Raw genomic sequence first — 23,716 nt, forward strand, 5'->3', positions numbered from 1 at the left:
CGGCCCTGCGTCATTTCATCAGGCAAGAATCAGTTTTCTGCAATAAGAACGTCATCCCTCCCCAAGGGGCGAGTTCGCGCGGCAAGTTCCTGTTCCAAGTTGATTCAGTATTTCACCCCATTGTACTTTTGCCACGATTGCAAATACTGCTTCTCTTCCTGACTCCATTTCTCGTCATCCCAGCCAAGAAGCGGCTGGCAAATTTCCTTGATTCCGGGCAGATGCGTTACACCGCCTTGCCTCAACAAAACCGCAATGCGGGTGCGTCTGCGCATCAAATCCTCCAAATGCACTACCATTTCATTTTTTGCGGCCCAACGCAACTCCGCCCAGAGGGTTTCCGTGCCCGGAATTTTCTCCAACTCGCCGGGCTGGGCGTCCTTGATCAAGTCTTCCGCCCGGGCGCCGTACCTGCCCTGAAGGCGGGTCAAGATCTCCCTGTCCAGACCTGCGGCTTCGGCGGACAAGGGTTTTACGGGCGAAAACACGCGCTGTTTTTTGTCCAGGTCCGGCAGATCTCCCAAGGCAGGCTGGGCCGCCTTCAAGGCGTCCAGGGCGATCAGCCGAAAGGTGGTCAACTTACCGCCGGTTACGGTCAGCAATCCGTCCTCTTGCCAGACCACGTGGTCGCGGGATTCCTTGGACGGGTCTTTCTTGCCCGATCCCACCACGGGACGGACGCCCGAATAGGTAGCTATAATATCTTTGCGGGTTATGTCCAGTTTTGGGAAGTAATGCCGAACGCTTTCCAGCAAATAGTCCACCTCGCCGGATGTTGCGGCGGCTTCTTCGTTCAATTTTTTTCTATGGTCGATGTCCGTGTTGCCTGTTATGACCCGGCCTTCCCAGGGAAAGATGAACCCCGGCCGTTTGCTGACCGGATGCGTGATCACAATGCTTTGGGAAACGGGCAATCTTTCCGCGGAAAAAACCAGGTGGCTGCCCCGCAAGGGACGGATGTGTTTGGAGTTTTTCCTCCTCACCTTGCTCCGAAAATCGTCGGCCCACGCGCCTGTTGCGTTGATCACCTGTTTGGCCTTGGCCTGCATTTTTCCGCCGGAGACCGTATCCTCCAGTTCCACGCCGCACACCCTGCCCTCTTCCTTTAATAAATCCGTGACCTTGCAATAATTAAGAGCGACGCCTCCTTCTTCCCTCCCCTGCTGCAAAACCCGAAGCACCAGCCTTGCGTCGTCCGTCACGGATTCGTAAAACAACAGGCCGCATTCCAGGCCTTTTTCTCTGAGGCCGGGAAAGCGCTTGAGCATTTCCTTGACCGAATAGGTGTGCTTCCGAAATTTGCGGCTCATGACGTCGTAGGTCAAAAGGCCCGCATGGACGATCAAACGCTGCAGCAGGGAGCCTTTATAAACGGCCATCATCATGCCGAACGGTTTGACCAGGCCGGGAAGCTCCTGCAAAAGCATTTCCCGCTCGCGGACCGACTGATAGGTGAGCATGAAATCCCCCTGCTGGAGATACCGCAGGCCGCCGTGCACCAACTGCCCGGATCGGCTGGAGGTGCCCCAGGCAAAGTCGCGCTGCTCCACCAACAGGGTTTTCAGGTTGCGCCGGACCGCTTCCCGCAGGATGCCGGCGCCGGTGACGCCGCCGCCGATGATAATCAGGTCCCAATCTTCCGCGCTGATTTTTTTAACTAGGTCTTCTCTTTTGTACTGCATGATTCGTCCGTCCGCACTTCAGTGCTGCTATTTTTCCTGACTGGAATAGGCAATGAACTTGCCGATAACTTCAATTATCTGCTCTTCGCTCAAAACATTGGGCTCGCCCACGGCTTTGGCTTTCAGGTAAATCTCCGCGCAAAACTCCATTTGCTCGGCCAAGGCGTATGCATGGCTGATGCCGGATCCGGCGGCCAGAGCGCCGTGATTGGCCAGCAGGCAGCCGTAACGGCCTTTCAGGGTTTTCAACGCGACTTCCGCAAGCTCCATAGTCCCGAACAGGCGATACGGCGCCACGGGAATGGTGGAGCCGCCGCTGTACGCCACGTTGTAATGGACCGCCGGAAGCTCCCAGCCCAGAATCGCCAGGGTGGTTGTGTTGGGGGAATGGGTGTGCACCACCGCGTTGATGTCCTCCCTGTTTTTGTAACAGATCAGATGCAGGTCGGACTCGGAGGACGGGCGTCGTGGGCTGTCCAGCACATTTCCGTCCAAATCCTGAACCACCACGTCCACCGGCTCCATGACCATGTAATCCATGGAACTGGGACTGATGGCCATGAGGCCTTCCTCCCGGTTATAAATGCTTATATTGCCGCTTGTGCCCACGGTAAGCCCCGTGGAGATCATCCTTTGACAATATACAACCACTTGTTCTCGTTCTTTTTCCAGTAACATGGCTGCTCCTTTGCTTGTTTTTGCTCTCCCTGAAATATTTGATTAGGCGGACGCAACGCCCATGCTGCCGGAGATTGTAAAATAAAACTCCAGGATTTTGTCCACCGCATTGTATTGATGAAATCCGGCGTTTCCTTTTACCAAGGGATTAAAACCCGCTTTGGTCGCCGCCAGATAGGCTTTGATGAGCTCCGTAAACACGTTGATCTTGCAAATTCCGCCGGCAACGCATCGCCGGAGGTTGTCCTCGCCGGTTCCCGATCCGCCATGGAGCACCAAGGGAACGTCCACGGCCTCGTTGATGGCCGCCAGGCGGTCAAAATCAATGCGAGGCTCTCCTTTGTAGGTCCCGTGAAGCGTGCCGATTGACACCGCCAGGGCGTCCACGCCGGTTTCCCGGGCGAAAAAAGCGGCCTGATCGGGGTCCGTCAGGTTGCTTTCCTCCGCCTTGCCTTCCAGGCTGTTTTTATTGGCGCCCACGTGGCCGATTTCCGCCTCTACGGAAACTCCCGCCTGGCGGGCCGCCTGCGCCGTCTGCCGAGTCATTTTCCGATTCAGGTCAAATTCAAAGGCGCTGGCGTCAATCATCACGCTGGTAAAACCGGCAGCGACGGCCCGTAAGCAGGTTTGGACGTCCTTGCCGTGATCCAGGTGGAGGCACACCGGAACCGTGGAATCCTGGCAAAGAGTCCTGATCTTGCCTATCCACCGGTCAAAACGGCGGAACCGGTCAATGGGCAAGGGAGGATAACTGGCGATAATCGGGGCGCCGTATTTTTCCGCCGCTCGGAGATAATGCTTAAGCATGCCGATGCTTATAAAATCCGGAGCGATCACTGCGTATTTATGCTTTTGCGCAGGCGCCAATATTTCAGATAAGGTAACTAACATGAGCGTCTCTCAATAATCGTTGTTCGATTCCTTATTGGGCCAACTTTTCCAGGTTTTCCCGAATCAGATTGGCCAGGAACTCCCTTTCGCTGTCCAGTTTCCACATGGCCATGCGGAAGACGCCCAGCAATAAGGTCCATTTTTCAAAGCCGTCTGCGGAAAAGCCCATCATGGACTGTATGTGCTTTCGATACTGCTTTTCAAAGCCCTTGCGGAATATGGAAATGATGATTTCCATCACAAAGCTGTTGCCCGGCGCGGTTTCCGCATTGGCGAGCATAAAGGAAGTCATGGCCGCGTCCGCTTCGGGACATCCTTTCACCGCCTCGGCCCAATCGATGACGGAGTATCCTCCGTCATCCGTCAGCATGATATTGGAGGGGTGAAAATCCATGTGGCAAATTGCGTTTCCGTCAGGCAGGCCGTCCAGGTAGCGCCTGAGCAGGTCGAATTGCTCCGGCTTGATGGTCCCCTCGGGAAGCTCCGCGTGCGCCATGCGCCAGGCTTCGTCCTTGATATCCGGCAGATCGGGCGCCTCGCGGCTTAAAAAATCCGCATGCACGGAAGCCATGAATTTCGCCCCGGACCACAGGTTCAAAGGGTTGCCCAACTTGGCTTTCAACAGATCCTGTTTGCCCGCCCATTCGAAAAGAATGCCTTTGCGGCCTTTCATGTCCAGCATTTCCAAAGCCTTGGGAGAAGGAACGCCGGCCTTGTCTACAATCCGGCAGCGTTCAAACTCCTCCTCCACCTTCCAATCCGGCACGGTATCGTGCAGCAGTTTAAACACAAGATTGTCCTGCGTCACGTACACGTCGGAAACCCGTCCCACGGCCAATGGCGTCAAGTCCTCAAATTTCATAACTCCTCCCCCTAATTTTAAAGCAGCACTACTTTTTTCAATCCCTGCTTGTCCAGACTCAGATTGACGGCTTCCAGCACACCGTCCAGGCTGTCAAACCGGTGGGAGATCAGGCGTTTGACGTCGATTTTTCCCGCCTCGATCAACTCCAGGGCGTTTTTGTAATCGTCCGGAGAAAACGATGACGTACCCGTGATGGTCAATTCATGATAATGCAAAAGGTCCGACGGAATCTCCACCGTGGACCCGCCGGGCATGCCGCCGAACAAACTCACCGCGCCGCCGCCCCGGGCCATTTCCAGGGCAAGCAAATAGGTCTGGGCGCTTCCCACAGCTTCGAAAACCACGTCGGCGCCCATAAAGCCGGTCTTCAACCGGATTGCCTGATTGGCGTTTTCCTTGGCCGAGTTGATCACCTCGTCCGCGCCGAAATCCAAAGCCTGCTCCAGCCGCTGGTCGTCCACGTCCACCATGAACACCTTGACCGCGCCCTCTGCTTTGGCAAGCTGCATCAAGATCAGGCCCATGGGGCCTGCGCCGATGACGGCTGCCGTGGATCCCTGAGGAACTCCGGCTTTGCGAACCGCGTGCAGGCAGGACGCCACAGGCTCCACCAGGGCAGCTTCTTCGTAGGAGACGGCGTTGGGCAGGACCAGCGTCCGCAAATGGGCGCCCTCTCCGGGAACCTTGAAATATTCCGCAAATCCGCCAGGCTGTACAAAACTGCCCGGCGCCTTATGGCAAAACCGGTAAGCCCCCAGCTTGCAGGGCGGGCATTCCAGGCAAGGATTGAAAGGCGCCACAGCCACCCGCTGCCCCACGGAGTAGCCAGTCACTCGATCGCCCACCACCGCAATCTCCCCGGCCATTTCATGACCCGGAGTCCAGGGAAGGCCGTAAAGCTCAATATAAAAATGTTTGCCGTGCACGCACGCCTTGACGTCCGTATAGCAAAGGGAGCAGGCGTGCATCTTGACCAGAAACTCATTTTCCCCGATTTCCGGGACGGGGATTTCCCGGACTTCAATTTCTTTTGGTATTTTGGTCAGGCAGGCTGCTTTCATTTTTTTCATTGACAATCCCCTCTAAAAACTTCAATTTGATATAAAATTGACAAAATCAAATTGAAGTTGCTAAATTCCAGGTTGTTTGTCAATTAAAAAAATCAAACCTTCCGGCAAAGGAAACTTTTATGGCCTTTAAAAAGGGAAACATTCCCCTCTATTTTCAAATCTATCTTCAGTTAAAACAGGAAATTATTTCCGGAGACCGCCCGCCCGGCTCGCCAATTCCCACCATTAACGAACTGGCGGAACAGACCGGCGTAAGCCATGGCATGATACGCCGGGCCCTGGAGCTTTTAGAGATGGAGTCCCTGGTCATAAAAAAGCCCCGCGTCGGCACGGTGGTCCGGGAAAGCCCGCAAAAAGCCCTTTGGGTTCCCACTTCCTCCTTGGATGATTTCAGGCAACGGCTGGAGCTTGGCGCCATCCGATTTTTGTCGGACGGATTCGTCGATCCCCCCAACCGCGTCATGGGCCATTTTGACTCCCGGGAAGAGATGTTACAAGACGGAAAAATATACGAAACACAATTTTTGCTCATTTCCAGCCAGGATAAAAGCCGCATTGACCTGGCGAGGATGTTCGTCCCATTATGGAGGTACAATCAGATCCCGTTGGATCAATGGCGGAAAGCGCCCCTTGCGTCCGCGGCCATGGACGTAGACGTGGCCCGGATTCGGCAGGTCACCCGGCCCTGGTTTTGCGACCATTACGCCTCGGAGCATTTGCAACTGCCTGACGGCACGCCCATTTTCCACCGGACCATCATCGCCTACCTGCCGGACCACAAGCCCCTGGGCGTGCTGGAGCTGCTGACCAACATCAACGCCATGGAAAGGGAGATTATCTTTTCCTGATTGACCTTTTTTAATACCTCCTCAACTTTCGGGATTACACGCAAAATGCTGTCGGATGAACCTGCGAAAAAGGGCATAGGATTCAAATCGGCGCAGCAATGGTTTATGCGCCTAAACATAAAGCGGGAAAAATCTATCGCAGAACCATCCGACCTACTCTCTACCCAGAGATATTTTGATTTATTTCAGTAGGTTTTGTAGGTTGGATGGTTCTGTGCATGATGCTTTTTGTAGCAATCCCGTGAATTATGCTTTCCCGAGTTTCGTTCTTCAAAAAAACCGTGCGCGCGCAGGTTCATCCAACACTTTTAACCGCCAGCTATACAGAAAGTCGAGTTACCTTTTTAGCTTTTAGCGAGAGAGGATGCCATGAATAATTCGCCGAAACAAAAAGCCGCAGCCTGCGCCAGGGAGTCCTGCCAGGAATGCGAAATCAAGGGCGAACTTATTTGCTACGCCAGCCTGTCCGACCTGGCGGATTTTTTCGTCTTATTCGTCCAATGGGCCATTCCCTTTTTTGCCGGCATGATTTCCGGCGGGCATTGGTCGGGTCTGGCTGTGTGGGCCGGCTTGTGCGTGGTGTTTTTCGGATATGTCGAAGCATGGCTATTGTGCCGCCATTGCCCGGCGTACAAAGAGCCCGGCGCAACGCTTCGCTGCCACGCCAATTGGGGGCTGCCCAAACTTCCCGCGTACAATCCCAAGCCCATGGCCCCCTGGGAGCAGGCGGCATGGCTGATTTACGTCGCCGTGCTGTTTTTGTATTTCGTTCCGTTTTTCGTCATCGGAAAACAATGGCTTATGCTGGTTTGGAATTTATGGGCGTTTTTTACCGCCGCCTGGATTCTGGTCAGGACCCAGTGCAACCGGTGCTTTCATTTGTCCTGCCCGGCCAACCGGGTCCCGGAAGACGTCAAACAGGCCTTTTACAAAAACTTTCCCGACCACGAGCCCAAATAAGCCTTTATTTTACAACCCCATGCTGGTCCTACGAATCATTTCCTCTTTCATGGCCGGGGTGAGGTCGTTGAAATAGGCCGAGTAACCGGACACCCGAACCAGCAAATGGGGATAGGCTTCGGGGTTGTCCCTGGCTTCGATCAAAACCTTGGGGTCCAGCACGTTGATCTGGGCCTGCATGCCTCCGCGCTTGAAATAGGTGGAGAAGATGCTTTTCATGGCCATGCAGCCGGCCGGGCTTCCCACGGTGTTTGCATCGAACTTGATGTTGAAATTGATGCCGTTATCCGTCTTTGAATAGTCGATGCGGTTCATGGAGTTCAACACGGCCGTGGGGCCTTTACGATCCTGGCCGTTGGAGGGAGACATGCCGTTGGACAGGCTTTCGCCATTTCTGCGGCCGTTTGGCAGGGCCGAGACCACCGTCCCCCAATACTCGTGCAGGGTGACGGAATAAACGCCCACCGTGTACTTGCCGCCCCGAGTGCTTGTCTTTCCGTCCAGGGCTGCATTGAAAACGTCCAGGGCGTAGGCGGTCCAGACGTCGGCTTCGGGATCGTCGTTGCCGAACTTGGGCATATTCAACAAATAATGCCGCCAGCGGTCGTCAGCCAGGTTATTTTTCAGATGGCCGGCCAACTCTTCCATGCTGAGCTTTTTATCCTCAAACACAGCCTGCCGGATGGCGGCCAGGGAGTCCCCCGCGTCCACCAGCCCCACACATTGAATGCCGGAAAAATTGTAGCGCGTCCCGCCCCGGGTGGAGCAGGCCCCGTTTTCCAAACATCCGTCCAAAAGCATGCTGGATAGCGGCGTGGGATGATATTCCGCGTTGGCGATTTCGATGGCCTGCAAATCCTTCAGCAGTCGGTTTATGCCATGAAACATCTGAATTTCAAAGGCTTCCTGGACGTCCTCGATGCATGTCATCTGGGAGACGGGCTTGGTTTTGGCGCCTATCCGGGCGAATCTGCCCAGCCGCCGTCCCTGATTCAAGGCCAGTTCCAGGATAATGGCCGTATTGAACAAGGCCGCGTCCGTGGAGGAGAAGGATACCCCCTGAGCGACAGGCTCCACGCATCCCACGGGGGTGTAATTTCGGGCGTCGCCGATTTTCACGCCGTTTTGCTTCAGGACCGGAACAATCACCTCATCATTGTAAATGGACGGAGAATTGGCGCCGTTGGAAAGAATGCCATAAACCTTGTCCAGGTATTCTTTGGGGGAGTTTTTGTGGACCCGGGCCGTGTAATTGGGCTGGCGCATGCGCAATTCGTCCATGACTTCCAAAAAAATCATGGTCAGCTCGTTGGTGGAGTCCTTGCCGTTTTTGTGGGTTCCCCCCACGTTGACTATCTGGCCGTTAAAAAAGCCCCCATGGGTCCTTGTGATGTATTTGGAAAAAACCGGCACGATCTCGGACATCTTTACGGAAAAGGCGCCCGCAAGCTCTTTGGCCTCCTCGCGGGTCAGGAGGCCGGTTTTCAGGTCCTTTTCATAATAGGGATATAAATAATGGTCCATCCTGCCGGGGCAGACGGAGTTGTCCAGGCTTTCGTTATTGATGGCGATCTGAGCGAAAAAGCAGCATTGCAGGGCTTCGCGGAAGGTCTTGGCGCCTTTTCTCGGAACCCGTGAGCAAACCTCGGCGATGCCTTTCAACTCCGCCGCACGATCTTCGTCCAATTCGCTTTCCGCCATTTCCCCGGCCAATTGGGCGTAACGCTCTCCAAAGGCGGCCAGCCCCTCGGCGGCTATCTTCACGCTTTCGTAAAAATACCACTTGTCCGCGTCCATGAGGTTCTGCTTCTGGAGCTTGGCGGCCTTTGCGGCGATGCCGTCCGTTCCCAGGCGGCAGAGGGTTTCGTAATCCGGGGCGATATGGGAAATCCCGGCGGCTTCGTTGATGATGTAATAATTCCCCATAAGCTGATTCAGGACCAAGGAAAAAGTGTCCAACCAGGAGTCGCAGGTCTTCACGGCCAGCATCCGGGTGGCCCAAAACGGTGCGATGGACAGCAGGCGGGCCTGGTCCAGGCGGGAGATTTCCAGGGGGTTGGTTTCTCGATTGGGGAACTTGAACAGGTCCTGCATGACCACCAGCCCGTGCAGTTCCGGGAACAACAGCCCCCCCACCCTGCGGGAGGTGTAATTGCCCACAATCAACTCGCCGGGATGAATGGCGATGGAGCGGTTTTTCTGGGAGTGGGCCAGGGCCTCGGCCATTTGCACGTAAACATGCTTAGTCCGGTTGGCCTTGTCCTTGAAATATTCCGTCCACAATAATGCGCGCTCCGTGCAAATTCCCGGCGTTGCAGCCTGGACGGCTTCTTTCAGGCGGGTTACGCGGTCTTTTTTTTGAACCAGGAACAGCCCGGGCGAGGCAGGGCGGGCTTGCTTTTTATTCGTAGACAATGGCATGGACGTCCTCCTTTTCAAAGGCCTCCCTGGCTCGGATCAAATAATCCTCCGGGATGTCCCGGATGTAAAACGGCTCGGCTCCGGCGTCCAGGCGGGTGAGCTTGGACTGCCCCAGGTTGTGATAAGGCAGCAAGTGGATGCTGTCTTTGTTATTATGACGCAAAAAGGCGGCTGTTTGAAAGATATTTTCCCCGGAATCGTTCACACCGGGAATGACCGGCATGCGGGCCTGGACGGCGGGAAACTCCTCAGCCAACAGGGAAAAATTGTTCAGAATGCGAGCGTTTGGCGCGCCGGTATATCGGGCGTGTTCTTGGGAGTCCATGAGTTTAAGGTCAAAGTACACCAAATCCAATAGAGGCGTCAGGCTGCTCAGGACCTCGTATCCGGCCATGCCGCAAGTCTCCAGGTTTATGTGAATCCCCTCGGACTTGGCCAGGGAAAGAAATTCCAGCAAAAAATCCCCATGCAGGAGAGGCTCGCCCCCGGAAAGAGTGACGCCTCCGCCCGAATCCAGAAAAAAATCCCGGTCAGCGGCAATCTCCTCCAGCAGGGATTCCGCGTCCCAATCCCCGCCCACAAGGCGCAAGGCATCCTGAGTGCAAACCTCGGCGCACTTACCGCAAGCGTCGCACCTGTTCCTGTCTACGCGTTGGTCCGGCAGGCTTAAAATGGCCTCCCGGGGGCACGCCTCCAGGCATTCAAAACAGCCCACGCATTTTTCCTGATAAAAGGCGATTTCCGGCTTTGGATTTTGGGATTCAGGATTCTGGCACCACTGGCAGCGCAAGGGGCAGCCCTTGAAAAACAAGGTGGTCCTCACCCCCGGACCGTCATGGATGCAAAAGCGCTGGATGTCGAACAAGATAGCCACGGGCGCCCCCCTGCATAATGGCTATTGGCGGCAAGGCAAAGGCCCCGGCGCTTTTCATCTTAAAAAAGAATGGCGCCAAACAGGCCCTTGCGTTTCGTTTTGAATGATACCATGCAAGTGCATAGTCCGCAAGGGCGGGATAGGAAGACTGGCGGGATAGGAAGACTCAAGGGTTTTTAAGGCCCTTGTGCATACCATAACCGGAGGCTTTTCAAGCTCTTTACATGCACGGCGTGTTGTGCCATAAGGCAAACAAGGGCCGCACGGCGGCTCTAATCATTTTAAGAAACAGGGGAAAGCCATGTTAAGCAAACGCGTTATCGTATGCCTGGATGTCCGGGACGGAAAGACCACCAAAGGAATCAAGTTCAAAGGCAATGTGGATATCGGGGATCCCGTGGATATGGCCCGTATCTATTATGAAGCCGGTTGCGACGAACTGGTCTTCTACGATATCACCGCGTCCCACGAAAAGCGGGGCATCATGATCGACGTGGTGCGCCGCGTGGCCGAAACCATTTTCATCCCCTTTTCCGTGGGCGGCGGCATTTCCTCGGTGGAGGACATGCGCGATGTGCTTTTGGCCGGCGCGGAAAAAATCTCCGTGAACTCCGCTGCGGTCAAGAATCCCAAGATCATCACCCAAGGCGCCGAAGCGTTCGGAAACCAGTGCGTGGTCCTTGGCATGGACGTGAAAAAGGTGGAAAAGTCCGAAAAAATCCCCTCCGGCTACGAAATCGTCATCAACGGCGGCCGCACCTACATGGGCATCGACGCCCTGTGGTGGGCCCAGGAAGGCGAACGCCTGGGCGCCGGGGAAATCTGCCTCAACTCCATTGACGCGGACGGCACCAAGGAAGGCTACGAACTGGAACTGACCGCGCTTATCTCGGAAAACGTGAACATCCCGGTCATCGCTTCGGGCGGCGGCGGCATCCCTCAACATCTGGCCGACGTGCTCAAAGAGGGCAAGGCCGACGCGGCCCTCATCGCCTCCATGGTTCACTACGGAACCTACACCATTCCGGAAATCAAGGACCACCTGAAAAGCCAGGGCATTTCCGTCAGGGATGAGTTGCAGTAAAAAAGTTATTGTCTCTTTTGAAGTTTGGGCTTTAAAAAATAGGATAATTCCAGGATGGATTCCGTCTTTCGGTTTGCCTCGGATTTGCTTAATTCCACAATCCTGCGGGCCAGATCAATAGGCCTGCCCGTATACGTCCAGCCGGCTTGCCGCAAACAATTCAGCAAAACATGCTGGGCCGTTCTTTTGTTACCATCCCTGAAATTGTGCTGTTTGACTATCAGGTAGGCGGCAAGGCAGAAGGTCTCCAGTTCATCAAAACCGTGGTAGCCCACGGTTGCTTCCACATATGAACGAAGATTATTCACCTGGGCGCGGTTCAGAACCAGCCCTGCACCGGTCGCACGCAGGGCTTTTTGGTTGAAAAGAATGATGGTTTCCGGCTTGAGGCAGTTCAATTGACGGCCAGATAGTCCATGGCAGCCTGCCACTCCTCATCATCCGCCACGGAATGAATAAATTCGTCCACTTCCTGCTCAGATAATATGGAAGCGACTACATCCAGGGGGCCGTTTTGCGTGGAAAGCAGCATAGGCGCCGTTTTATAGACATAGTCCACAAAGCTCCGGTAATTTTCCTTGGGGTTGGGGGCGTTGGAAATAACGGTTCTGACAAGATCAAGGGCGTCAGGAGAAACTTTGGAGAGAGGCGAGGTCCTATCTTTCAAACTAATCAGGCTGTCGCCGTTCTTTTCGTTCTTTACATCAAAAATGTCCGGATTCTGCAAAGCGCAATTTTGTACTTCACTCCCAAAGGGGCCGCAGTTATCCCGAACCCATTCAATGCAGGAAATCTGCACTCCATGCCTCCTGACGGACTCCAGATCCACGAGGTAGACCATTTTCGTCAAGGTGGAGACGTCGAGACTCCCCTCATAATGAGATAGGATTGCCTGGAGCAGATTTTCAAGTTTGACGGTCATGGGAATCAGTCCCTGAATAAAAATTCACTGACATATCGAACGCTTTCGTCCTTCTATATAAATATACACTTCATTCATCCAAGTCAATAGCGCTATCAAAAACATAGCGCACAACAACTGCGCCCAGAGGCTCTCAGCAAATGTCACATGGCATAAGTCGGAATTTCATGGCGAGTCTTTTTTATCTCTGCCGACAAAAGCTAACGCTTCTAATAATTTTTCAGGTGCAGGAGATGGCAAACGCTTTTCTATATGCTGCAGATAAGATGCGGAGTCCGGTCCCCAATCGAAATAGAGTCCAGTTCCGGGTTCCTCCAGAGATTTCGCCATCTCCGATGACACATCCAATTCCTGACAGAACAAAAGCACCTGTTTTGAGTCGCCAACCAAGTGTGCATATACTTTTAAGCAATATTTACCCGACAAGAACCGAAAGGAGTTTCCGTCGATAGGAGTTAAGAAATGATGGTTGGCTGCTACGCCAGTTTCACCAACGAATAACCCACTTCCTCTAACCAGCTTGTCATCGCCATGAACCCAAATATTGAAATTTTGCTGTGACTCGTTCCTCGTTAGCGATGCATGCATGCTCTGGATGACCCGCCCACGTTTCGAGGTGGAGAAAAGCAATGTTCGTAAGTAGACTTTCGGAAGAGGTTGTTCCTTGAAAGAGATAGAACCATCGGGGCCAAAAAAGATAACAGTGGGTTGCGTCATCCTAACAGTTCCTCTGCGAAGCAAAGTAAGCCACGCAGTTACCCCCGATATAGCCAGCGCAAGAACGGAGATTGCTATCGCTATTGAATCTGCCATATATCACCTCATTGTTGTGATGTGATAAGCCGAAGCACTGACTTACCCGCCCATTGGGACTATTGCTGAATCATTCAACCTTTAATCCCCTGAAAAGCATTTTTGATGCAAAACAAAACCCAAACAAATATTCGTTTTTCTTTCCTAACCGTAGTTTAGGTTTGGAATAAGTTACCTACTCCAAGTGTTCTGGATCTTTGCTTTTAACCACTCGGGACTATCTCTCTTTTAAGAATCAATATGATCTTTTAATAACATTCTTGTGTAACCGGAGCAACCGCCTCCCCTCAAAAATTCTCACCTCGCCGCGTGGGGCGAAAGGCCCGGCGAGGTGACCACGGGGTCCCGGAACACGGGCGGCGGCGCGTTCCAGGCGCCGTCCAGGCCTTTCAGGGCGCCGGCCTTTTCCAGACTGAACCGGGCTTTGGCGGGCAAAGAAACCCGCCTGGTAAAGTCGTCCGCGCTTAAAAACAACCCCTTCTCCCGTTCCAAAATGATTTTCGCGCAATATTTCGGTCCGATATTCTTGATGCGAATCAAGGGGATGCGTATGCCCCCGTTTTCCTCAAGATACTGCGCGCCGCTCTTATTCACATGGGGCTGAAGCACGGGAATTCCCATGCGCCTGGCCTCGTTCAGGATCACGCTGTGGGGGTAGGAGCCCACGTGCTCGGCGTTCAGGATTCCAAAATAAAAAGCCAGGGGATAGTGGGTTTTCAAGTACGCGCTTTGATACGTGATGTGCGCAAAAGACGCCGCATGGGCCTTGCAAAACCCGTACCCCATAAAGCTGGCCACCAGGTCGAAAAAAGCCTGGGCCGTAGGATTGTCGTACCCTTTTTTCAAGCACCCTTTTACAAAGGCATCCTCCATTTCCCGAAAAACCGCCCGGGGAGCTTTCTTGCTGAGGGAGCGCCGCATGCGGTCCCCCTCGCCGTAAGGCATCCCCGCGATGTCGTGGGCGATCTCCAGAATCTGCTCCTGAAACAAAACCACCCCGAAGGTGCTTTCCAGGATGGGTTTCAGGTCGGGATGGGGATAGGTCACGGGCTCCTTGTTGTTTCTTCGCAGCACGTAAGGCTCCACCATGGCGCCGGACATGGGGCCGGGCCGGAACAGGGAGATTTCCGCGATGATGTCCTCAAAATGCCGGGGCTGAAGCCGCCCCAAAAGCTGCCGCTGCCCCGGGGACTCCACCTGGAACACCCCCACCGAATCGGTGGTGCGAAGCATGCGGAAAGTCGCCGGATCGTCCAGGGGAACCTCGTCCAGGCAAAGGCGAACGCCTTTTTTCTCCAGCAACTCCACCCCGGCCTGGAGGGCCGAATGCATGCGCAGCCCCAGGATATCCAGCTTGACCAGACCCAGGGCTTCCACGTCGTCCTTGTCGAACTGGACCACGGGAATGCCTTTCCGCGAGGTCTGCAAGGGGCTCCAGTTGAAAATCTCGCCGGGCGTAAGCACCATGCCGCCCAAGTGCACGGAAAGATTGTGGGGCAGGCCCGAGATCTTCTCCGCCAGCCATAAGAGTTCGTCTTCCTGAAGCAAGGGGCTGCCTTCCAATTCCGGCATGCGCTCAATGGCCTTGCGGATGTCGTGGGACCGCAGAAAATAGGGCACGAACTGGGTGAGGCGGTCGATTTTTTCATAGGAGTATCCCAAGGCCCTGCCCAGGCTGCGCAGCGCCCCCCTGGCCCGAAAGGTGGAAACCGTGGCCACCATGGCGGCCTGATTGGGATATTTCTCCATCAGATATTCAAAAATTTCGTCCCGCCGCAGGGAGTCGAAATCCATATCCACGTCCGGCATGTCCAGTCTGCCGTTATTCAAAAATCGTTCAAACAATAGGCGATGCTCCAAAGGGTTCACCCCGCCCAAAAGCAGGTGCAGCACCAAAGACCCGGCCGCGCTGCCCCGCACCGTGCCCCGGATGCGCCGGTCCCTGGCGAATGAATGGATCTCCTTGACCAGCAAAAAATACCCGGATAAGTCCCGCCGCCGGATATGCCCCAGTTCTTTTTCCAGACGCTGCAGGACCTCCAGGTCCAGGGGATTGAAGCGCCTGGCCAGACTCCGGTAGCAGAGCTTGGCCAGGGCTTGGTCCTGGGACATGCCCGGCGGGACGGGAAACACAGGCGGGCTGCTTTTTCCCAGGGGAAGCATGGCCCGGCACTCATGGGCGATGATCCCCGTATTTTCCAGGGCCTGGGGATAGGGAATCACCTTGGCCATGTCCTCCTGGCTTTTCAGATAATACTCCCTGCTTTCCCTGGGCTGACAGGCGCGATGATGCACCTGGTTCTGGATATCCACCAGGGCCTGATGCACGGGCAGATCGCCGGGCTCCAGGCAAACCACGTCGTTGGTCGCAGCCAAAGGCGCCCCCGCCTTTTCGGCCACCCTGGCCATGATGTGCATGATGCGGGCGTCGTAAAGCGTTCCCGCGTTCTGAATTTCCACATACACATTCTCCTTGCCGAAAATTTCCTGCAAACGCCAGACCCAGCCGCAGGCCCGGCGGTACTGCGACCCATCCGCCCCTTCCACCAGCTTAAAAAACCTCCCGTCCCTGCCTCCGGTCAGGCAGACGATATCCCGGCTGTGCAAAGCCAGAAATTTTTCCGGGCAGGCGGGCTGATCCCGCGGACCGTACTCATGGGCCAGGGTGATGAGCCGGCATAAATTATTGTATCCCTTGGGCGACTTGGCCAGCAGCACCAGGTCGTCCCGCCCTTCGATGCTCAACTGCGTCCCGATCACCGCATGCACGCCGAGCTTTTCCGCCGCCGCGCAAAAACGCACGGCCCCGTAAACCCCGTTTTTATCCGTAAGGGCCGCGGCGGTAAACCCCGCCTCCTTGGCTTTTGCGGCCAGGGCTTCGGGCAAAAAGGTTCCGTACATGAACGAAAACCCGCTATGGACGTGCAAATGAGCGAACACGCTTTTTCTCCGGTTGCAGACGCTAAAGGCCCCGGGCCGGGGTGGGGGAAAGTCCTCAAAGCCGCCGGCCAGGAGCCTGTTTTTAGAATCATAATATAGTACATATGTACTATAAGTCAAGAAAACAGAATCCGCACCAAAACCGTCCCATTGCGACGGATTAACATTTTCATGACATATGGAAGAGATTTTAAACGAAAAAATTTATTGAAATTTTCCGCCGCCACGGTAATACTAAAAGTACTAGTCAGATTTTTTAAATTTTCAGAAAGCCGGCCACACTGTGGAGATGCTTCGTCCGTCAGCATCCCGGCTGCACGCGTCCGCCAACCTTATTTTCAGGAGGTGAAATCATGCCGTTTTACAAGCCGCTCAAGGGAATGCCCATGGAAGATCGCCAACGCACGATTGCGGGTATTCAGCGTTTGCGCGCCCAGTTTGATGCAGTGAATTTTCCGGGAAAAAAAACCTCGGAGTCTTTGATACTGGGAACCTGGAACATCCGCAACTTTGACGACGACCGCTTCAATTACGGCCCCCGGATGGAGGAGTCCTTTTATTATATCGCGGAAATCATGTCCCGTTTCGACATTCTGGCCGTGCAGGAAATCTGTGAGGACCTGGCCCCTTTGGACAGGCTCATGCATCATCTGGGCTATCAGTACGATTATATTGTCACGGACGTAACCCACAGCGGACTGGGCGGCAACAGGGAAAGGCTCGGGTTTGTCTACGACAAGGACAAGGTGAAGTTTAAAGGCGTCGCCGGGGAACTCGTCCTGCCCGACAAAATGCTCATCAGCGAGGCTGCGGACAAAGGACGCCAGTTCGCCCGGACGCCCTTTGGATGCCAATTCCAGTCCGGCTGGTTTAAATTCCTGTTTTCCACCGTGCATATTTATTACGGTTCCGCATCCACCAAGTCCCAAGCCTACGCCCGCAGGGTGGAGGAAATCAAAGCCGTGGCCAAGTACCTCTCCAAGGAAGCCAAAATGAGCGACGCCAACCAGATATTGGTGGGCGACTTCAACATCCTGGAACCCGGCAGCAAAGGGTTCGACGCCCTGGAGAAAAACGGATTCACCGCCGTCCGCAACCGGATGGGCAGCAACAGGGACCGGACGAAATATTATGACCAGATTTCCTTCCGGTCCCGGAAAAATGAAGTAAAGCTGCTGGAGCCCAAACGCGAAGACAGGGTCTTTCAATTCTTTGACAGCGTATACCGCCCGGATGATTTTGAAACGTATAAGCCCGTCATCCAAGAACAGCTAAAAGCAAAGCTGAATATTGCCAAAGCCGACCTGGCCAAGGCCACATCCAAAAAGAAACGGGAAAAGGCCGAAAATCAAATAAAAGCCATTGAAGCCGCCCGCAAGTCAGACGCCTCCCTGGAGGAATATTACGGCGAATGGCGCACCTTCCAAATGAGCGACCACCTGCCCCTCTGGGTGGAGCTGGAAATCAATTTTTCAGACGCTTACCTGGAATACCTCTTGACCTATCAATCGGATGCGGAATGATTTTCCCATCCGTTTTCCCATGCACTTCCCAAGAAGAATAAGACCAGCGCCGGCCGCCGCTTATAGCAGGGCGGCCGGCGGCCTTTCCCGGCCTGTTAATTTTCGAACGCGCGGATTTTTTCGATTTCGTTCCCTAATATCTTCCTTGCTTTGATTTTCGCTGTTGACACATAGGGTATACCCCTATATCCTATATCAGAACTCTAACCGGGAGAAAGCCATGAGCTTGTGCGGCACAGATCAGGATAAAGAAAGATTGATCAAAAGGCTGGCGAGAATCGAGGGACAAATCCGGGGCCTCGCCAAGATGGTGGAGCAAAACCGGGACTGCATCGAGGTCTTGCGGCAGATCGCTTCGGCCTCCGGGGCGCTGCGCGGAGTGTGGACCCAGGTGTTGGGAGATCATCTCCGAGGCTGCATTGCCAAAGCGGCCATGGAAAACGACCAGGCCATAATCGACGAACTCATCGATCACTTACAAAAAATACGTTAACCGGGAGTACGGGAAGTTGCATTCAAAGACAGTAAACAAGATCGCCCACGGCCACCACTTCGGCGAGTCTGACGGCAGGAACGAAAGGCGCACCCTCATGGTGGTCTTGCTCACCGCATCCACCATGATTATCGAAATAACAGCCGGATACCTCACCGGGTCCATGGCCCTTTTGGCTGACGGCTGGCATATGGGCACCCACGCCTTCGCCCTGGGCATCAGCTACGCCGCGTATTTGCTGGCCAGGAAGCACATGGAATCCAGCAGGTTTTCCTTTGGAACCGGCAAATTCGGAATTCTGGGGGGATACACCAGCGCCTTGTTTTTGGGGGCCACGGCCTTGTGGATGATTTACGAGTCCGTCTCCCGCTTGTTCAACCCGGTGTCCATTGCTTTTGACGAGGCCATTCTGGTGACCATCGTGGGCCTGGCCGTGAATGGCGCCAGCGTTTTCATTCTGCACAACTCCGGGGAGCACGGACACGACCACGGCCATTCCCACCATCACCATGATCCCGACCACGATCATCACCACGACCATGGTCACGGACACCAGGATCAAAACTACAAAGCCGCCTATCTGCATGTCATAGCCGACACGTTGACTTCCGTATTCGCTTTGGCCGCTCTTTTGGCAGGCAGGTACCTTGGTTGGTCTTTTCTGGACCCGGTCATGGGAATTGTGGGAGGATTGCTTATAAGCAGGTGGGCCTACGGATTGCTCAAAGACACGGGATTGATTCTGCTGGACGGCGAGATTGACCCGGAAATCCGCAAGCAGGCCGTGGAGTTGATTGAGTCGGACGGCGAAAGCCGCATCGCCGACCTGCATGTATGGAGGCTGGGCTCCAAGGAGGTGTCCATCCTGGCCACGGTGGTGACCGGGGAGGGGCGCCGGCCCGGGGAGTATCAGGCCAGACTCGCGGATTTGCCCAACGCGGCCCATGTAAGCATTGAAGTCAGGGAATGCCGTGACCACGAATGCCGATGTCATTGCCAAAACGACCATAAAACAGGAGGATAAGCATGCCCATACCCGGAAATCTTCGCACTACGGCCATGGCCGTCATGCCCCACACGGACGCAAACAGGGCTTTGGACCTCGCGTGGTCCCTGGACGTCCCATTTTGGCCTCAGCTGCCCAGGCTTTCGTATTATGAAGACATGTACGTCCAGGCTTCGGAGCATTTTCCGGGCATTGTTTTGGACATGGAAAACCAGTTGCTGAGCTTTTCCACCGAGAAATTCGCCCTGGAACTGGAAGAGGCCATGGCTCATTTTGAGGAGCCGGCGTATTTTGACGTAAGCCCCCAATACTCTGCGGTGCACCATCGTTTTCTGGAGATGGACCTGTCTCAAAAAAAGGCGGTGCGCGGGCAACTGGAAGGACCGGTGAGCTTCGGGTTTAACGTCAAGGACGAAAACGACCGGCCCATTATCTTCGACGACATGGTTCGACCCTTTATGATGGAGTTCATGGCCAAAAGGGTCAACGTGCAACTCACCCGCCTGCAGGCCTTGAACCCCAACGCTTTCATGTTTGTCGACGAGCCGGGCCTGCAATTCATATTCTCCGCCTTATCCGGCTATGACGACATGAAGGCCAAAAAGGACCTGGACCGGTTTTTCGCCATGATCGACCGGCCCCGGGGCGTTCATTTATGCGGCAATCCTTCCTGGGATTTTCTTTTAGGCCTGGACATGGACATCCTGTCCCTGGACGTGTACTCCAACGGAAACGTGTTCACCTCGTACCATAAAGCCATCAAGAAATTTTTGGAAAAGGGCAATACCCTGGTCTGGGGAATCGTTCCCACCAACGTGGAGCCTTTTGAAAAAGAAGGCATCGTCTCCCTGGAGGACTATCTGGTGAGCCTGTGGGATGAACTGGCTTCCCGGGGCGTGGACCGGGACATGCTTTTCGCCCAAAGCCTGATTTCCCCGGCCACCTGCTGCCTGATCAACCCGGACGGCGAGGTCACCGTGGAAAAGGCCTTTGGCGTGGTGCGGGAACTTTCCCGCCGCTTGCGGGACCGTTTCAATCTGACCTAACTCATTTCGCAAAAGCATCTTTGAAAGTTGACGGACCTTTGCTTGGATCGGGGAGGCTGAGAGGATGCCGCCCTTCAGAAATTCGCCAAGCCTTAGATTTGACATAACAGACTATTATCATTTAACATAGTGTGAATCGACCCACGCCTTGGGAAGCAAAAAAGTGAATTTGCCTCAATAAATATTTTTATTGTAGTGGAAAATTCATATCGGTAACTAACCAATATGATGCAGGATGCAAGATAGGGCTTTTTTATGGGCTTGCCCTCTGATACTTCTTTGGCTATACAGCGACTGCCGCTCAATTTTACAATCGCCGGGGCTGGCGGCAAAAAGCCCGGACGGATCAGCCCTGCCGGTTTTTGCAAGGAGTTTTTCGCATGGAAAAAATGTTCAACCCCCAGTCCATCGCCATGGTGGGATTGTCCTCCAACAAATCCAACATCCCCCGGCTCAGCCTGGAAAACATGCTCCGCTGGGGCTATCGGGGGCAAATATTCGGAGTCAACGGCCGCAATAACGACGCCTATGTGGACGGCGTCAAGATGTTTCGCGAAATCGAAGAGTTGCCCATCATCCCGGACATCGTTTACACCCTGATCCCGGCCAAGCTGGTCCCGGACATGGTGGAGCGCTGCGGTAAAATGGGCGTTAAACGCATGGCCATACCCAGCGGGGGTTTTTCGGAATTCGGAGGCCATGGGGACGACCTGGCCCAACAAACCCTGGATGCAGCCCGGAAATACGGCATTCGATTTGTGGGCCCCAACGGCCTGACCCTGGCCAACGTCAAAAACGGCCTCTGCCTGCCCTTCGCCCCGGTGGTCAAGCCGCCCCTGGGAAATATTTCCGTGGTGAGTCAAAGCGGCGGCGTGGGTCTTATGATTATGACTCATTTTAAGGCCGAGAATCTTGGCATGGCGAAATTCGCCAGCATCGGCAACAAGTTAGACCTGGATGAAGTGGATTTTCTGGAATACTTCGGACAGGACCCGGACACGGAAATCATTTTCATGTATCTGGAAAGCATTACCCGGGGCCGGGAACTGGCGGAAATGGCCTCCAGGATCAACAAGCCCGTGGTGGTTTTCAAATCCAACACCACCGACTCCGGTAAGAGGGCGGCCATGAGCCACACGGCCTCCGTAAGCAGCGACGACCATATTCTCGACGCCATATGCAAGGATTCCGGCATTATCCGCATCAGGCATTTCCACGATTTCATGGCCGTGGCCAAAGCCTTTAAACTGCCGCCCATGAAAGGCCCCCGGGTGGTGGTCATGAGCCCGGCCGGAGGCCTTTCCGTCATGATGGCCGACCTATGCGAAGAATCCGGCTTTGAATTCGCCGATCCCGGTGAGGCGTTTTACGAAAGTCTGCGCAATTTCTCCAATGCCGGCGTCATCAAGTTTTCCAACCCCCTGGACCTGGGAGACATCTACGATCCCAATTTCGTGGCCCACGTCATCTGCGAGGTCATGCATTCCGACCAGGTGGACGGCGCCATGTATGTCAGCTTTACCCCGGACATGCCTTCCGGAGACAGCGTCTTCAAGATGATGCTCCGCACCGACCTGTCCAAGGAGTCCTGGGGCGCCATTCTTTCCTCGGGCAAACCTTTGGGCGCGGCGCTGGTCACCCCCAATCTTTCGCCTTTTAAGCAGGCCATCAACGTGCCCATTTTCAACAGCCCCGAGGAACTGGTCCGGGCCATGTCTTTTCAGATGAAATATCACACCCGCCAAAAGCAAATGAAGGACTGCCGGGGAGCCGAAGACCTGGCCGGCCTTCCGGAAGCCCGGGAATGGCTGGAGGCCCGTAAGGGGCCCTTGGGCGAGGAATCCATGGAACTGCTCCAGGCCTGCCGCATTCCCACCCCCAAATCCGCCGCGGCCGCCTCTGTGGATGAGTTGGAGAAGGCCTTGAACGGCATTCCCTTCCCGGTGGTCATGAAGGTGGTCAGCCCGGACGCCTTGCACAAGTCCGACGTTGGCGGGGTGAAGCTCGGCGTCCGGGATTTGGAGCAAGCCAAGGCGGCGTTTGAATCCATTCGAAGCAACCTGAAGTCCCACGCACCGGAAGCCCGGTTCGACGGTGTGCGCATCGCCGAAATGGCGCCTGAAGGACACGACCTGTTCATCGGCGCAAAAAGGGACGAGGTGTTCGGCCCGGTCATCGTCTTCGGCATGGGCGGAATCTACATGGAAATCTTCAAAGACCTGGCAACCATCCCCTGTCCGGCCCGCAAAAGCGCCGTCAGGGAGGCTCTCTCCGGCTTGAAGGTGTACAAACTGCTCCAAGGGGCTCGCGGCCAGGCGCCGGCGGACGTTGACGCCTTTGTGGATCTTGTGCGCCAAATCTCCTGCCTGATGGCCGGATTTCCCGAAATCCAGGAGCTTGACCTCAACCCGGTGCGCGTATTTCAAAAAGGCGTTATGCCTTTGGACATGCGTATGCTGGTGAAATAACGCATTTTAACCAGGGGGCTGCACATGTGCCGCCCCCTCTCTCCAAATCCCCCCCAAAGCCACAACATGATGGGGCCTGATTCTCCCGCCCTTTACCTGGTTGGCAAACAAAGTGTATTGTTGTATGAAACCTCAGGGATGAGAGGCGGATTGACGCCGGGTTCTCCGGCAATGGCCGCCCAAACCGCATTCATGCGGGCCACTCAAACAAGGGTGATATATGAAAGTATTCATAGTCGGCGGCACCGGCTTTGTAGGGACTCTTTTGTCCAAGAAACTGCTGGAAAAAGGCCACTATGTGACCGCCATGGCCAGGGGACGGGGAAAAGGCCGAATAGAACACGACAAATATCATTACGTAAGCGGGGACGCCCAAGAGCCGGGATCGTGGCAGCAGGCCTTGCACGACCACGACGCGGTCGTCAATCTCGCCGGCGTGACCATCTTCCGCCGGTGGAATCCGCAATACAAGCAGGACATCCTGGATTCCCGCATCCTGACCACCCGCCGGGTGGTGGAAGCCTTGCCGGAAAATCCATCATTCACATTCATCAACACCTCGGCCGCAGGATATTACGGCTTTACCGGAGACGAAGAGCTGACCGAAGACTCTCCCCCGGGAGACGACTTTCTAAGCCTGGTCTGCCAGGACTGGGAGGCGGAAGCCGCCAAGGCGGAAGCCAAAAAGGTGCGCCGTCTGATCACCCGTTTCGGGGTGGTGATGCAGGCTCACGGCGGCGCCCTGGAACAAATGATCCCTCCCTTCAAATTTGGCCTTGGGGGGCCTTTGGGAAGCGGCAAACAGTGGTTTTCGTGGATTCATGCAAACGACCTGACCTCCGCTTTTGTGTTCCTCCTGGAAAACAAGGAGCTGGAAGGGGTTTTTAACTTTACCGCGCCCAATCCGGTCACCAACAAAGGCATGGCCAAGGCCTTGGGCAAAGCATTGGGACGCCCCGCTTTCATTCCGGTTCCCGGCTTTATTCTCAAGCTGATCATGGGCGAGTTCGGCGACACCCTGCTGCACGGGCAAAGGGTGATTCCCCAACGCCTGCTGGATGCGGGCTTTACGTTCAAACACCCTGAAATGCTTCCCGCCCTGGAGCACCTGCTCAAGCAGGCGTAGTTTTTT

General features: G+C 54.8%; 20 protein-coding genes. 9 read left to right on the forward strand and 11 right to left on the reverse strand.

Annotated elements, in window-relative coordinates; all coding sequences use genetic code 11:
- Positions 1-104: 104 nt before the first annotated feature.
- From G491_RS0103660 to G491_RS0103680, 5 genes are read right to left on the reverse strand one after another with little or no spacing between them, the layout of a single operon-like run.
- Positions 105-1,682, reverse strand: a complete 1,578-nt coding sequence (locus tag G491_RS0103660; RefSeq protein WP_028313610.1) for a glycerol-3-phosphate dehydrogenase/oxidase — start codon at positions 1,680-1,682, stop codon at positions 105-107.
- Between the two features lie 27 nt (positions 1,683-1,709).
- On the reverse strand, positions 1,710-2,360 hold the full coding sequence (locus G491_RS0103665; protein WP_028313611.1) for an L-fuculose-phosphate aldolase: 651 nt from the start codon (positions 2,358-2,360) through the stop codon (positions 1,710-1,712).
- A 42-nt stretch (positions 2,361-2,402) separates the two neighbouring features.
- On the reverse strand, positions 2,403-3,251 hold the full coding sequence (locus tag G491_RS0103670; RefSeq protein WP_028313612.1) for a class II fructose-bisphosphate aldolase: 849 nt from the start codon (positions 3,249-3,251) through the stop codon (positions 2,403-2,405).
- Between the two features lie 31 nt (positions 3,252-3,282).
- Positions 3,283-4,113, reverse strand: a complete 831-nt coding sequence (locus tag G491_RS33345) for an aminoglycoside phosphotransferase family protein (RefSeq protein ID WP_028313613.1) — start codon at positions 4,111-4,113, stop codon at positions 3,283-3,285.
- 17 nt (positions 4,114-4,130) lie between these two features.
- Positions 4,131-5,186, reverse strand: coding sequence for a zinc-dependent dehydrogenase (locus G491_RS0103680; RefSeq protein WP_051327016.1), 1,056 nt, complete (start codon positions 5,184-5,186; stop codon positions 4,131-4,133).
- A 119-nt stretch (positions 5,187-5,305) separates the two neighbouring features.
- Here G491_RS0103680 and G491_RS0103685 point away from each other — a divergent pair, with 119 nt between their 5' ends.
- Both G491_RS0103685 and G491_RS0103690 read left to right on the forward strand, forming a co-directional pair.
- Positions 5,306-6,034 carry a GntR family transcriptional regulator gene (locus tag G491_RS0103685; RefSeq protein ID WP_028313615.1) on the forward strand — a complete coding sequence of 243 codons (729 nt, stop codon included), beginning with the start codon at positions 5,306-5,308 and terminating at the stop codon, positions 6,032-6,034.
- Between the two features lie 369 nt (positions 6,035-6,403).
- Positions 6,404-6,994: a hypothetical protein gene (locus G491_RS0103690; protein ID WP_028313616.1), complete on the forward strand. Its 591-nt coding sequence runs from the start codon at positions 6,404-6,406 to the stop codon at positions 6,992-6,994.
- Positions 6,995-7,003: 9 nt separating this feature from the next.
- Here the strand turns inward: G491_RS0103690 and G491_RS0103695 are convergent, their stop codons facing one another.
- Positions 7,004-9,415 carry a pyruvate formate lyase family protein gene (locus tag G491_RS0103695; RefSeq protein WP_028313617.1) on the reverse strand — a complete coding sequence of 804 codons (2,412 nt, stop codon included), beginning with the start codon at positions 9,413-9,415 and terminating at the stop codon, positions 7,004-7,006.
- Entirely contained in the window at positions 9,396-10,289 is an 894-nt protein-coding gene (locus tag G491_RS0103700) for a glycyl-radical enzyme activating protein (RefSeq protein WP_028313618.1), read from the reverse strand. The genes G491_RS0103695 and G491_RS0103700 overlap by 20 nt, the downstream gene beginning before the upstream one ends.
- Before the next feature lie 301 nt (positions 10,290-10,590).
- Here G491_RS0103700 and hisF point away from each other — a divergent pair, with 301 nt between their 5' ends.
- On the forward strand, positions 10,591-11,373 hold the full coding sequence (gene hisF, locus G491_RS0103710; protein ID WP_028313619.1) for an imidazole glycerol phosphate synthase subunit HisF: 783 nt from the start codon (positions 10,591-10,593) through the stop codon (positions 11,371-11,373).
- A gap of 5 nt (positions 11,374-11,378) precedes the next feature.
- Here hisF and G491_RS0103715 read toward each other — a convergent pair whose 3' ends face one another.
- The 4 genes from G491_RS0103715 to G491_RS29340 all read right to left on the reverse strand — a co-directional run bounded on the left by G491_RS0103715 (position 11,379) and on the right by G491_RS29340 (position 16,048).
- Positions 11,379-11,771, reverse strand: a complete 393-nt coding sequence (locus tag G491_RS0103715) for a Fic family protein (protein ID WP_028313620.1) — start codon at positions 11,769-11,771, stop codon at positions 11,379-11,381.
- Positions 11,768-12,295 carry a type II toxin-antitoxin system antitoxin SocA domain-containing protein gene (locus G491_RS0103720; protein ID WP_028313621.1) on the reverse strand — a complete coding sequence of 176 codons (528 nt, stop codon included), beginning with the start codon at positions 12,293-12,295 and terminating at the stop codon, positions 11,768-11,770. The genes G491_RS0103715 and G491_RS0103720 overlap by 4 nt, the downstream gene beginning before the upstream one ends.
- 165 nt (positions 12,296-12,460) lie before the next feature.
- Positions 12,461-13,108 (reverse strand): hypothetical protein, encoded by a 648-nt coding sequence (locus G491_RS0103725; RefSeq protein ID WP_028313622.1) that lies wholly within the window; start codon positions 13,106-13,108, stop codon positions 12,461-12,463.
- 297 nt (positions 13,109-13,405) lie between these two features.
- Positions 13,406-16,048 (reverse strand): DNA polymerase III subunit alpha, encoded by a 2,643-nt coding sequence (locus G491_RS29340; protein WP_051327017.1) that lies wholly within the window; start codon positions 16,046-16,048, stop codon positions 13,406-13,408.
- Positions 16,049-16,401: 353 nt separating this feature from the next.
- On the opposite strand from G491_RS29340, the gene G491_RS0103735 reads away from it, so the two are divergent.
- The 6 genes from G491_RS0103735 to G491_RS0103760 all read left to right on the forward strand — a co-directional run bounded on the left by G491_RS0103735 (position 16,402) and on the right by G491_RS0103760 (position 23,710).
- Positions 16,402-17,571, forward strand: coding sequence for an endonuclease/exonuclease/phosphatase family protein (locus G491_RS0103735; RefSeq protein ID WP_028313623.1), 1,170 nt, complete (start codon positions 16,402-16,404; stop codon positions 17,569-17,571).
- A 220-nt stretch (positions 17,572-17,791) separates the two neighbouring features.
- Positions 17,792-18,064 (forward strand): metal-sensitive transcriptional regulator, encoded by a 273-nt coding sequence (locus G491_RS0103740; protein ID WP_028313624.1) that lies wholly within the window; start codon positions 17,792-17,794, stop codon positions 18,062-18,064.
- 16 nt (positions 18,065-18,080) lie between these two features.
- Positions 18,081-19,088: a CDF family Co(II)/Ni(II) efflux transporter DmeF gene (gene dmeF, locus G491_RS0103745; protein ID WP_028313625.1), complete on the forward strand. Its 1,008-nt coding sequence runs from the start codon at positions 18,081-18,083 to the stop codon at positions 19,086-19,088.
- 2 nt (positions 19,089-19,090) lie between these two features.
- Positions 19,091-20,116, forward strand: coding sequence for a uroporphyrinogen decarboxylase/cobalamine-independent methonine synthase family protein (locus G491_RS0103750; RefSeq protein ID WP_028313626.1), 1,026 nt, complete (start codon positions 19,091-19,093; stop codon positions 20,114-20,116).
- A gap of 380 nt (positions 20,117-20,496) precedes the next feature.
- Complete coding sequence (locus G491_RS0103755; protein ID WP_028313627.1) at positions 20,497-22,584, forward strand: acetate--CoA ligase family protein; 2,088 nt, start codon at positions 20,497-20,499, stop codon at positions 22,582-22,584.
- Positions 22,585-22,804: 220 nt separating this feature from the next.
- Positions 22,805-23,710, forward strand: coding sequence for a TIGR01777 family oxidoreductase (locus G491_RS0103760; protein WP_015947359.1), 906 nt, complete (start codon positions 22,805-22,807; stop codon positions 23,708-23,710).
- The last annotated feature ends 6 nt before the right edge of the window (positions 23,711-23,716 follow it).

Source organism: Desulfatibacillum aliphaticivorans DSM 15576, from assembly GCF_000429905.1.
GTDB classification, from domain to species: domain Bacteria; phylum Desulfobacterota; class Desulfobacteria; order Desulfobacterales; family Desulfatibacillaceae; genus Desulfatibacillum; species Desulfatibacillum aliphaticivorans.